The sequence below is a fragment of the Streptococcus ovis DSM 16829 genome (genome assembly GCF_000380125.1).
In the GTDB taxonomy this organism is placed as follows: domain Bacteria; phylum Bacillota; class Bacilli; order Lactobacillales; family Streptococcaceae; genus Streptococcus; species Streptococcus ovis.
On the sequence record NZ_KB904579.1, the window covers coordinates 184,303 to 196,023 of the forward strand.

9 protein-coding genes are annotated in these 11,721 nt (G+C 41.9%); 1 reads left to right on the forward strand and 8 read right to left on the reverse strand.

Annotated features, from left to right (window positions below):
• Positions 1-25: 25 nt before the first annotated feature.
• Positions 26-1,309 (reverse strand): erythromycin esterase family protein, encoded by a 1,284-nt coding sequence (locus A3I9_RS0107415; RefSeq protein WP_018378404.1) that lies wholly within the window; start codon positions 1,307-1,309, stop codon positions 26-28.
• A gap of 639 nt (positions 1,310-1,948) precedes the next feature.
• Here A3I9_RS0107415 and A3I9_RS13015 point away from each other — a divergent pair.
• Complete coding sequence (locus A3I9_RS13015) at positions 1,949-3,208, forward strand: CAP domain-containing protein (RefSeq protein WP_018378407.1); 1,260 nt, start codon at positions 1,949-1,951, stop codon at positions 3,206-3,208.
• Between the two features lie 301 nt (positions 3,209-3,509).
• Here the strand turns inward: A3I9_RS13015 and A3I9_RS0107435 are convergent, their stop codons facing one another.
• From A3I9_RS0107435 to A3I9_RS0107470, 7 genes are all read right to left on the reverse strand, one after another.
• Positions 3,510-3,953 carry a GNAT family N-acetyltransferase gene (locus A3I9_RS0107435; protein ID WP_018378408.1) on the reverse strand — a complete coding sequence of 148 codons (444 nt, stop codon included), beginning with the start codon at positions 3,951-3,953 and terminating at the stop codon, positions 3,510-3,512.
• Positions 3,954-4,014: 61 nt separating this feature from the next.
• On the reverse strand, positions 4,015-5,349 hold the full coding sequence (locus tag A3I9_RS0107440) for a dipeptidase (RefSeq protein ID WP_026217382.1): 1,335 nt from the start codon (positions 5,347-5,349) through the stop codon (positions 4,015-4,017).
• A gap of 82 nt (positions 5,350-5,431) precedes the next feature.
• Positions 5,432-6,934 carry a YfcC family protein gene (locus A3I9_RS0107445; RefSeq protein WP_018378410.1) on the reverse strand — a complete coding sequence of 501 codons (1,503 nt, stop codon included), beginning with the start codon at positions 6,932-6,934 and terminating at the stop codon, positions 5,432-5,434.
• 433 nt (positions 6,935-7,367) lie between these two features.
• Positions 7,368-8,315, reverse strand: coding sequence for a carbamate kinase (arcC, locus tag A3I9_RS0107450; protein WP_018378411.1), 948 nt, complete (start codon positions 8,313-8,315; stop codon positions 7,368-7,370).
• A gap of 109 nt (positions 8,316-8,424) precedes the next feature.
• On the reverse strand, positions 8,425-9,438 hold the full coding sequence (gene argF / locus A3I9_RS0107455; RefSeq protein ID WP_018378412.1) for an ornithine carbamoyltransferase: 1,014 nt from the start codon (positions 9,436-9,438) through the stop codon (positions 8,425-8,427).
• 23 nt (positions 9,439-9,461) lie between these two features.
• Positions 9,462-10,694: an arginine deiminase gene (gene arcA, locus A3I9_RS0107460; protein ID WP_042361635.1), complete on the reverse strand. Its 1,233-nt coding sequence runs from the start codon at positions 10,692-10,694 to the stop codon at positions 9,462-9,464.
• A gap of 280 nt (positions 10,695-10,974) precedes the next feature.
• On the reverse strand, positions 10,975-11,670 hold the full coding sequence (locus A3I9_RS0107470; RefSeq protein WP_018378415.1) for a Crp/Fnr family transcriptional regulator: 696 nt from the start codon (positions 11,668-11,670) through the stop codon (positions 10,975-10,977).
• Positions 11,671-11,721 lie beyond the last annotated feature (51 nt).

Below are 11,721 nucleotides of genomic sequence, written 5' to 3' on the forward strand. Positions count from 1 at the left end.
CCTCATTCTTTATTATAACGTAACATTATTGTTTTTTCATTGGCTTGATGGGCTCCGCCTTTTCTACAAAGATCATGGCATCATACAGGGTCCGAGGTACCTCTTTTATCCGATGGCTACTTGGCAATAGGTGCATCAGGAAACTGTACCCTTCACCCAGACTGCCCATGCTCATCGGTGCGGATAAGAGTTTATCAGTCTCACTACCTGCTGTCACCTTGGAAAAATCAAGATAATAGTCCCCACCAAAGCGCTTGGCCTGTGCAGCCAAGGGATCCGCTGAGTTAAAATGCTGATTGCTACGACCTGCATCTTGACCAACTGCATTGATATTGACCGTCGTCTCAAAATAGTCAGAGCCAATAACAAAATAAGCGTCAGCGTAGGCTTCTCTCAAATGTCTCCCCATGGATGGATAAAAATTAGTTTTGTAAGCCACATGGCCATTGTGCCCTGCTATCAGGATACGAGGATGACCTTTTGCCTCTTCAACAGTTTGTATCCACTCCACATTTTTGGCCATGGCCTCATCACGCATCGTATTCATAACAACGTAATCAGAGCTATCTTTCAAATAATACTGGCAAGCTTGGCGCATAGCTTGAACGACATAATGGATGACTTGAAAATCTCTGTCTCTTTCCTCTTGCACCAACTGCTTTTCCAGTTTTTGCAGGGCACGGTCTGCTTGTGTCAATCCTTCATCTGTCCATTTAGATGTAGACTGGAAGACCTGTAAAGCTTGCTCCAGCTCTGTCAGGTCCTCACCCCCGTGCGACCGCTCATCATCAAGAACCAAGTCCACTCCTTTTTCTGGATTTTGCATATCAAAGCCATAGAAGGACAGTTGCTCCTTGTCAGGTTTTCCTGCATTGTACTCCCGCATCCACTTGATCAGCTCTGCCATTTGCTTGGTCCGGTAAATGGTGAAAGAAAATTGCTTCACAAGCTCTTCTGCTGTCCCTTCTCCGCCCTTAATATAGCGGTCAATCAGAACTCCTTCTGCCGCATCTGCCTCAAGTGCAAAGGAACGAACCCCCTCTTTCTTGACCAAGGTTTGGAGCACAGAAAGTTTTAATTCTTGAAATTCGACATTGCCATGACTGGCTTCACCAAGACCGACTACCTTGACCTCTTTGGGGAGAGTGATGTCCGTTACGGCCTGAGCATACTGGTCCACATCGCCAACCTTCTTTGACGCGACAAGCTGAGGTCCATAGACCCAAGCGACATCTGCTAGACAGACCAGCGCTACAATCGATAGCAAGACCACCCCCACTATCTTGATGACTTTTTTAAACCATTTCATTTCTTATCTCCTTCCCAAACGGTACCAAATCGTCAGACTAGCAAGACCGATTCCCAAAATGAGAAGAATGGTTACATTGCTATACAATTGAACCGTATCTTGTAATTGTTCTGCTGTCATCGCCAATCCTCCTTGATACTTGAAAAAATAGTATAGAAGGGCAAGTAGACAACGAGCATCACTACTCGCCACAAAAGCTGTGCATACAATCGAATCGACATTCCAACCATCTTCTCGCCTCCTTTGTATCTCTATTATAATACAATCAAACGATAGAAATCTTACAAAGAATCGCTCAAATCTTACAAAATTGTAAGAAAAAAATAAAAAAAATCAAAAAAAAATTTAATTTTTTTTGAAAAAGTGTCCAAGTGGCAATATGCTTGCTAGGCGATATGGTATAGTGAAGCTGACTAATTTCTGGAAGGCTTGCTTTGGGAGGAAAAAACGCCTCTAATGCCTTTTCAGAAAATAGAAGATAATGAAATGAAGGAGGAAAATGGTGGTATGCACTGGTTCACATAAAAAGAAAGAATAAACGCTACAAGTTTGAAAAGGACATTCCCTATCCTTGAAGGATTGTTCGTTTTGAATGGCTTAGATAAGCCCTAAATCAAATTTTTAAAAAAGGAGTATGATATGAAACAAAGATTGATTCGAAATAGTTTTGCTGCACTAACAGTGGCTGCTGCGCTCTTCCTAGGAGGACAAGCCAAGGCAGACACAGGCCTTTACCGCCTCTACCACTCTGGGCTTAAAGTCCATCTCTTTACCAAGGATACCAATGAGTACAAGGTCCTTGATCAACGTGGTTGGACGCAGGAAGGGCTAGCTTGGAATACCGCTGACGACAAGGGAGAGATTGTCTATCGTCTGTACCACCCAGGACTAAGGGTTCACCTCTATACCAAGGATACAAACGAGTACAAGGTCCTTGGTCAGCGTGGTTGGAGACAAGAGGGTCCTGCCTACCGCTCATACGGAGAGTTGCCAATCTATCGTCTCTACCACCAAGGAATGAAAAAGCACCTCTATACACGAGATGCTTATGAATACAAGGTCCTAGGCACACGTGGCTGGAGACAGGAAGGTATTGCCTTTTATGGCTTGACTGAGCCAAGCAAGACTGTCCCACCGGTTGCCAAACCAACCACAAAGGTAGCTACTAAAGCGACAATAAAACCAGTCACTCAAAAAACCAAAACAACCACAAAGGTAGCCAGCAAACCTGTGACACAGGCGACGACGAAGCCAACCACAAAAGCAGTCACCAAAGCAACAACAAAGGCGACGACCAAACCAAGTACGAAACCAAGCACAAAAGCAACGACTGCGACAACCAAACCTACCACAAGCGTGACGACGAAAGCCACAACAGCTAGACCAACAACCACAACACCAACAACCACGACCGTCACAACGACCACCACTAAACCAACGACAGCTGATAACAGCGCCTACCTCATCGCAACCGTGCCAAAAATCATGTCACAAATGCTTGATGCTTATCGCGCTGAAATGGGCGAAAAACCGATGAAATATGATGCTAAAAATCTTCAAGCTTTAGCTGATTTACGTGCTCGTCAAATTCAAGAAGAATATGCTCATACATATAAAGGTAAGAGCGTAGCTGATATTGCTTATGAAACAATTGAAGATGAAGATCTTGCATTGATGATCGGGGCAACGGGTATTAGTGAAAACATTGCGATGTTTTCTGCTCGTGATATGACGTCTGATGACGTTGCTCATCAAATGATGACAATGTGGAAAGAATCGCATGGTCATAATATGAATTTGCTTAATAGTCGTTCGACAAATTATGCGTTTGCGATTTCCAAGGTCGGAAATACATATTATGGTGTATATCTTGCATTTAGTGAGAATTTCCATGTATAATCAACTAACTTAAAATAATAAAAAAAGCTAGCATTTCAAAAGAGATGTTAGCTTTTTCTTTATTTTTTGATCAAAAGTGAGTATAATTATATTATAAGTAATTATAACAATGAGGTTTAAAACATTATTCACATCGAGTGTTGCGTTGATGTCGACTGTTGCATGAACAGCGTGTCCATCGACAAACTCTTCCTCTTATCTACCGATAAAGCTGTGCCAAGAACTGAACACACTACTCACAAAAAGGAAATGGAATAGACGCTTGCCTATTCCATTTCCTTTTTTATTTCCCACATGCTACCTAGGCTTCCCAGACCATATCCTGATGGGGAATACCGTCTTCTAGGTAGACCTCTGATACCGTCTGAAAACCACATTGCTTGTAAAAGTGTTCCAGATGAGCTTGAGCAGATATCTTGATGCGTGACTGTCCTAGCTCTTCCTGAATAAAGGCCATCGCTTTTTCAATCAGTGGATAGCCTAAGCCTTTCCCTCGATGACTCTTTGCCACAATGACCCGTCCAATGGCAGCCTCCTCAAAAGAGAGACCAGGTGGCAGGATACGGGCATAGGCGACAAGGGCTCCTTCTTCTGTGGCACATAAGTGATAACACTCTTGGTCACGACCATCCACTTCGGGATAGGGACATTCCTGCTCGACCACAAAGACATCTGTCCGTAATTGTAAGATGGCATAGAGTTCATCCACAGTTAATTCCTGAAATGTTTTAATGGTCCATTCCATTCTCTACCTCCTTGGGCAAAAAATCCTAGAGTGTCCTTTCCACTCTAGGATAGGCTGGTCCTTATTTACCAGCTAGACGATAAATTGCTTCGGCGTAAATGTCCATGGCACGATAGAGAGCCTCTAACGGTGCGCATTCATTTTCCTGATGTTCTGTGGACGGTACATCTGGGAAGCAGGCCCCAAAGGCCACACAGTTTGGCATGGTCCGAGCAAAGGTTGCTCCGCCAGATGATTTGGCAGGTGTCAAATCACCAGTCTTATCTTGGTAAACCGTCATCAAGGTCGATACCAATTCACTATCAAGTGGTACATAAAGAGAAGCAAGATAATCAAACTCTTCATAGGTCAAGTCAAAGGCAGCGGCCTTTTCAGACAAGACACGGACCAACTCATCCTTGTCCGCTAAGACTGGAATCCGAATATCCAGACGGATTTCAGATTGTTCAGCTGTCAGGGTCAAGCCACCAATATTGAAACTCAAATCGCCTGATGGCTCATCAGAAATCTTACCAAACAAGCTCGTACCAGTCGCATCTTCTCCCACTGCATCTGCGATGAAACGAAGGGCAGGATGGTCAGAGTAGTTGCGAAGGGCTTTGGCCAAACGAACGATAGCATTCACACCTTTTGCTGCATCCTTGGCGTGACGAGAGACACCAAGAACGGTCACACTGTCTTCTGTCCGTTCATAGTCGAAACCAAGAGCATCCAATTCCGCTACTACACCCTCTAGCCACTCACCAGTATAGCTTGCTTTTGCTGGAACAACATTGAAGGCTTGACCTGCTTCAAGGGCTAGGTCTGACGCACCTGGACCATACAATTTCGCTTGTAAAAGCCCTTTTTCCGCGTAAGTCAATGGGAAGGCAGAGTCAGGAGCGAAGCCCATGGTTGCTGGTTTTTCCAGCTCATTGTAACGGTTCATACAACGCCAGAGAGTTTCTTCATCTGTCCCAAAGATGAAACGAATTTTTTTATTGAAGATCACGCCAGCATCCATCAAGGCTTTGACGGCATAGAGTGCCAGCATAGAAGGTCCCTTATCGTCTTGAACACCACGACCATAGAGTTTGCCATCGCGGACAACGGCTTCAAAGGGATTGGATTGCCAGTTGTCCAAATCACCAGCAGGTACCACATCCAAGTGGCACAGCACTGCAAGGGTTTCTTCCCCCTCACCAAGCTCTGCATAGCCATAGTAGCCTTTTGGATCGATATAAGTGGTGAAGCCAAGTTTTTCTGTCAAAGCAAGGGTATGCTCCAACACATTCTGGATAGCTTGTCCGAATGGTGTCCCATTTTCCCCTTCATTCAAGACGGATGGAAAAGCAACCACTCCTTTGATGGCTTCAAGCACTTCTGCTTGATGTTGTTCTGTCACAAATGTTTTCATATTTCTTTCCTTTCTTTCAAAAGAAATGAGAAAACTTCCAAGCCAAAAGCGCATGAAAGTTTTCTAACCTTATTCTATTATACTAGAAGAATGTCGCCACGACAAGGATGGCAATACTTGCTACGATGATAGCAGCAATCAATTTACCAACGAATTTGTACCAAGTACCAATTTCAACACGTCCAAGAGCAAGAGCTCCCATTACGATACCAGAAGTTGGTGCTACAAGGTTTAAGACACCTGATGCTGCTTGGAATGCAGTGATAACCAAGTGAGCTGGAACATTGGCAAATTCGCTAAGTGGTGCCATGATACCCATCGTTGCTCCTGCCAAACCAGAAGTTGATGGAATCAAGAAGGACATTGGAAGGTAGAAAATGTAAGTCAAAACGATGAAGACTTGAGAAGACAAACCTTTCAATCCTAGTTCGCCCCAATTCAAGATAGTAGCGGTAATCATACCGTCGTTCATGATGACTTGGATACCACGCGCAACCGCACAAATCAAAGCAACGCTGAGAAGGTCAGCTGCACCGTTCATGAAGGATTTCACGATACGTTCTTCGCTCATACCATAGATAATACCAATCAAGACACCCGCAAAGGCAAAGAGCATTGCACCTTCTGGGAAGTACCAAGTACCAAGAGCCCCCGTTGATTTACCAATAATTTCACCAATGACTGGAAGACCTGTTAACCAAGCTGTGAAATCATTGAAAATATTGATATGCAAGTCACCCCAAGGGATGAAGCTAGCAATCATGAGAATAAATGTTGCGACAAAGACCCACAGAACACGTTTTTGTGCTGAAGAAAGTGTTGCTTCTGTTGCATCACTTGCTTCAACATTGAAGTGTTCCATGTCCACTACACGGTTCTTATATGTGAGAGATTTCGTAGGATCTTTTTGAACCATTTCAGCATAACGAGCAACATAGAACATACCGAGACCCAAGATGACAATCCAGAAAACGATACGCCAGATAGCACCGTCTGCGATACTGATATTGGCCGCATCAGCTGCTACACCAGTCGCAAATGGATTTACAGTAGAAGCCAAACATCCAATTTGAGAACCAAGTAAGATAATGGCTACACCAGTGATATTATCAAAACCAACGGCCATCATAACAGGAACAAGGAGTGGGAAGAAGGCCATTGTTTCTTCACCCATACCATAGGTAGAACCACCAAGTGCAAAGAGAGGCATCAAGATGTAAATCAACATCTTTTCACGACCCTTATACTTCTTCACAATAGAAGCAATCCCCACATCAAGAGCACCTGTTTCATTGACAACGCCAAGGAAGGCACCAACCATGAGGATGAAGAAGGCAACGTCAATCGCTGCAGAAGTTGGTTCGTGCCCCAACATGGCACGAACTGGAGCCATCAAGACATCCCAAATCCCTTGAGGATTTTGTTTGACTGTCTCATAGGTTCCGGCAATCATATTTCCAGCATCATCAACTTGGTATTGACCAGCAGGAATCACCCATGTCAACACAGCCATCAAGGCGATGATGATCATCAATATAGTGTAAGATGACGGCATTTTAAAGCCAGTCTTTTCTTTTTTGCCCATAGCAAAAACCTCCTAAAAATTTTAGCGTCCGTCTCCTACTTCGGACATTTTCTGACGAAACAAAAGCAAGGAGTTACTTTTGTAGATGCCTGAATCGAAAATTCAAACATCTTTGAAAACCGATGTGTTTTAGTTCTTGTGTCTCCCACACAAGAACTAAAACGCTTACATTAAGTGTATCATATTTTCCGCAAATTGTCTCGGGAATTTTGAAAATTACATCAAACTCCCTAAAATACGTCTGTATAAGAAAAACTGTTAACCATTACTCTCTGTCATTTTATGACTGCATACTGTCACACTTTATTCTTTTTTCGACAATCTCCGAAAAATGATTATTTATTCATGTTTTTGTGTTTTTTGAATAAATATAAGTCATAGTCTACCACAAACTTTCTATTTCTGTCAATATGAATTTGTGATTTTGAACAACTTATCCTTTTTCAATGATGGTGCCACTTTCAGATTCAATCAGTGCACCTAGGTTTTCTAATGAAGTAATCACGGCTTTAGATTCTGGTTTATGATTCACAAAAGCAATCGTTGCTTCTACTTTTGGAAGCATTGAACCAGGAGCAAATTGATTTTGTGTAATGTATTCTTCCAATTCTGCAACCGTTACGTGTTCCAATTTTGCTTGGTCTGGTTTGTTGTAATTTACAAAGACATAGTCCACACCTGTCAAGACGATGAAGAGGTCAGCGTCTACCAATTCAGCCAATGTTTGTGAAGCAAAGTCTTTGTCAATAACAGCTTCGACACCTGTCAAGCTACCATTTTCTTCTTTGATGACAGGAATACCGCCACCACCTGCTGCCACAACAACAGTACCAGCATCTAACAAGGTACGAATGGTATTGATTTCTTTAATGCCAACTGGTTTTGGTGAAGCGACCACTTTACGCCAACCACGACCCGCATCTTCCTTGAAAGTTGCACCAGTTCTTTCGCTTTCAGCTTTTGCTTCTTCTTCTGTGTAGAATGGACCAATTGGTTTTGTTAAGTTTTCAAAGGCAGGGTCTGCTTTGTCAACGACTACTTGTGTTACAACGGAAGCCACATCCTTTTCAATCCCTTCTTCCAAAAGCGCATTTTGAAGGGCATTTTGAAGCCAGAAACCGATAGAACCTTCTGTCATCGCAACGAGCGAATCAAGTGGGAAAGCTGGGTTCTTTTCAGAGTCTGCTGCCAAGTTTTGAAGTAAAAGATTTCCGACTTGCGGACCATTTCCGTGAGTGACAATTAAGTCATCTCCGTTTTTAATCAATTTTACAAGGTGTTTTGCTGTTTGAACGAGTGCTTCTTTTTGAGCTTGTGCTGATGGATCTGATGAGAGGATGGCATTTCCTCCAAGAGCCACGACGATTTTACGTTTTGCCATAAATCTATTTTCTCCTTATCAATCTTATACCACATAAAAAGGGAGGACTGGGACTAAGGATAGATAGTCCAGCCCTCCCAGCTGTTGGTAGTTACAGTTTTGCTTTCTCTTACACTTTTGGAATGAACAAGTCACCAAGAGTAGCTGCCATAACAGCTTTGATTGTGTGCATACGGTTTTCAGCTTGGTCAAAATGACGCGCATATTTGCTACGGAAGACTTCGTCTGTTACTTCCATTTCTTCTACGCCGAATTTTTCTGCAACATCTTTACCATAAACTGTGTTTGTATCATGGAATGCAGGCAAGCAATGTAAGAAGATGAGGTTTTCATTGTCTGCTTTTTTCACCAAATCCATGTTGACTTGATATGGTTTCAAAAGAGCCACACGTTCTGCAAATTTGTCTTCTTCACCCATAGATACCCAAACGTCTGTGTAAAGAACATCTGCCCCTTTGACTGCTTCGTCAGCATTGTCAGTTACGAGAACTCGAGCGCCACTTTCTTTTGCAAAGCCTTCAGCAAGTGCGACAACATCTTCAGCTGGGAAGAGTTCTTTTGGTGAGAAGATATGCACATTCACACCAAGGATTGCACCAGTTACAAGAAGTGAGTTTGCAACGTTGTTACGACCATCCCCACAATATACCAATGTCAAGCCTTCTAATTTGCCGAAGTTTTCTTTTACAGTCAAGTAGTCTGCCAACATTTGAGTTGGGTGCCATGCGTCTGTCAAACCATTCCATACAGGAACACCTGAGAATTCTGCCAATTCTTCCACCATTTTTTGGCTGAAACCGCGGAATTCAATACCGTCAAACATACGACCCAATACTTTAGCAGTATCTTCAGTTGATTCTTTCTTACCAAGTTGGATGTCGTTTGCACCAAGGTATTCTGGGTGAGCACCTAGGTCAATTGCAGCAGTTGTAAAGGCTGCACGAGTACGAGTAGATGTTTTTTCAAACAAGAGTGCAATATTTTTACCTTCAAGATAGCGGTGTGAAATATTGCGTTTTTTCAAATCTTTCAAGTGAGCAGAGAAGTCAATCAAATATTCCAATTCTGCACGAGTGAAATCTTTTTCTGCTAAAAAGTGTCTGCCTTTAAATACTGATGTCATAAATCATTTTCCTCTTTCTTTTATTACAAATCTTCACGTTCAAATGGCATTGACATACAACGTGGTCCACCACGACCGCGAACCAATTCACTTCCGCCAATCTTAATCAAGCGAAGCCCTTTGGATTCAAGAATTGCATTTGTGATCGTGTTACGGTTGTACACAACAACTACACCTGGTGCAATTGTCAATGTATTTGAACCATCGTTCCATTGTTCCCGACCAGCTGCTACCAGGTTGTCACCACCACAGCGAATCAATTCAACTTTTTCAACACCAAGGTTTGCTGCCAACAATTCTGCCAAGTCACCTTTTTCTTCTTCAATGTGAAGAGCTTCATTTTCGTATGTTACAGAGTACACACGAAGGTCGCCTTCAATTTCTGGGTGAATGGTGAATTTGTCGTAGTCAACCATTGTAAATACTGTATCTAAGTGCATGAATTTACGGTTGTTAGCAAATTCAAATGCCAATACTTTCTTGAAACCAATGTTTTGTTTGAAGATATTGACCAATAGTTTTTCAATAGAAGCTGCATCCGTACGTTGTGAGATACCTACTGCAAGCACGTCTTTAGAAAGAACTAATTCGTCCCCACCTTCGATACGAGTTGTTTCTTCACGGTTGTAAACCAATGGCACTTTTCCACCATACACTGGGTGGTAAGTAAAGATGTATTTACCATATAATGTTTCACGGTTACGTGTTTCAGAGTACATGTGGTTGAGAGAAACACCATTACCGATAGTTGCAAATGGATCACGTGTGAAGTACAAGTTTGGCATCGGATCGATTGCAAATGGGTAGTTTGATTCTACCAAGTCTGTCAACCCTTTGTCGCAAGCTGGCACTTCTGGTAATTCGCTCTTTTGAATACCTGCCATTGTTTTATCAACCAGTTCGCGGTTGTCTTCAATACTCAACAAGAGTTCACGAATGGCTTTTTTCGTTGCACGTCCGCGGATATTTGCTTCTGAAATGTATTCATCAATGAATTGTTCACGGATTTCTGGACTTGTCAATGATTCAGCAGTCAAGTCTTCCAAGTAAAGCACTTCTACACCTTCATCGCGAAGAGCTTGTGCAAAAGCATCGTGTTCTTTCTGTGCATCTTCCAAGAATGGAATATCATCAAACAAAAGACGTTCCAAGTAGTCAGGCATCAAGTTTTCGATTTCCTTGCCTGGACGGTGTAGCAAAACTTTTTTCAGTTTGCCAATTTCTGAAAAGACATGAATTGGATGTTGTGACATCACAATACCTCCTTATTTTTTTATCTGTCGTAAGGAATTCCTTACCCATTTCTTGACCTTATTATAACAAGTGGAGGAACCGCTTTCACGAAATATTAGACAATTGTTTTGCCAAATATTTCACATTATATAACCACAAAATCAATATTTATTATTTTGTAAGCACTTTCTATCGATATTTTTGATATTTTAGCCATTTTTTGGATATTTATTTTTTTCGAAAAAAATCTTATAAAATTCATGCCATTTTCCATTTTTTCATAAAATGATAGAAAAAGAAGCCTCATCGGGCTTCTGTCAAATTTTCTAAGAAAAAATCTACATCTAAATAAGTTAATTGCTTATGGCTGTAAGCAATCTTTTGGTCTGCTTTTAATTTTTTTAGAGCATGACTCGTCGTTTCACGTGTCGTCGCAGCTAATCGAGAAATCTCCTGTATATGGATACCAAAAGGAATCGTTGTCAGTTGATCTTTTTTGCACATATCCCAATACAAAAGAGCTAATACTTGCACCACTCTTTCACTCGCACTGGAAATCATAGCATTGCGCAAGCGCAATTCCTGAAAACTTAATATCCGTGATAATTTTTGATTGAGATAAAGCATCTGCTTGATATTTTTTTTCGAAACTTGCTCATACAAGGCCATTGGTACCATGAAGTAAGATAGGTCTGTCATCGCAATCGCTGTGTAGTGGTAATTATGATCAACAAACATCCCACCAAATGGAAAGGCTCCACCTTCTCGGATATAATCTAAATACGAATACGTATCCGTCTGATCATACTGCTCAATCCTTGCATAGCCTTTTTGAAGCACAAATAGGTAATCTCGTTTGTCCCCTGCAAAGAAGAACACCTGATCTCTTGGAATACGTCTAAAACGTATCTCTTTCGCTAATTGGTCAAAGTGCTCGATGGATAACTGACTAAAAGCAGGATGATTTCTTAAATAGAGATATTGTTCCTTATCTATCATTATTCCTCCGTCTTACAATAATCATACTGTGACCAGTATACCACATTTATT

Excerpts from the sequence above, each read along its gene's own strand:
- A3I9_RS0107415 (WP_018378404.1), bottom strand. The coding sequence starts at position 1,309 with ATGAAATGGTTTAAAAAAGTCATCAAGATAGTGGGGGTGGTCTTGCTA.
- argF (WP_018378412.1), bottom strand. The coding sequence starts at position 9,438 with ATGACATCAGTATTTAAAGGCAGACACTTTTTAGCAGAAAAAGATTTC.
- A3I9_RS0107440 (WP_026217382.1), bottom strand. The coding sequence starts at position 5,349 with ATGAAAACATTTGTGACAGAACAACATCAAGCAGAAGTGCTTGAAGCC.
- A3I9_RS0107445 (WP_018378410.1), bottom strand. The coding sequence starts at position 6,934 with ATGGGCAAAAAAGAAAAGACTGGCTTTAAAATGCCGTCATCTTACACT.
- A3I9_RS0107435 (WP_018378408.1), bottom strand. The coding sequence starts at position 3,953 with ATGGAATGGACCATTAAAACATTTCAGGAATTAACTGTGGATGAACTC.
- A3I9_RS13015 (WP_018378407.1), top strand. The coding sequence starts at position 1,949 with ATGAAACAAAGATTGATTCGAAATAGTTTTGCTGCACTAACAGTGGCT.
- A3I9_RS0107470 (WP_018378415.1), bottom strand. The coding sequence starts at position 11,670 with ATGATAGATAAGGAACAATATCTCTATTTAAGAAATCATCCTGCTTTT.
- arcC (WP_018378411.1), bottom strand. The coding sequence starts at position 8,315 with ATGGCAAAACGTAAAATCGTCGTGGCTCTTGGAGGAAATGCCATCCTC.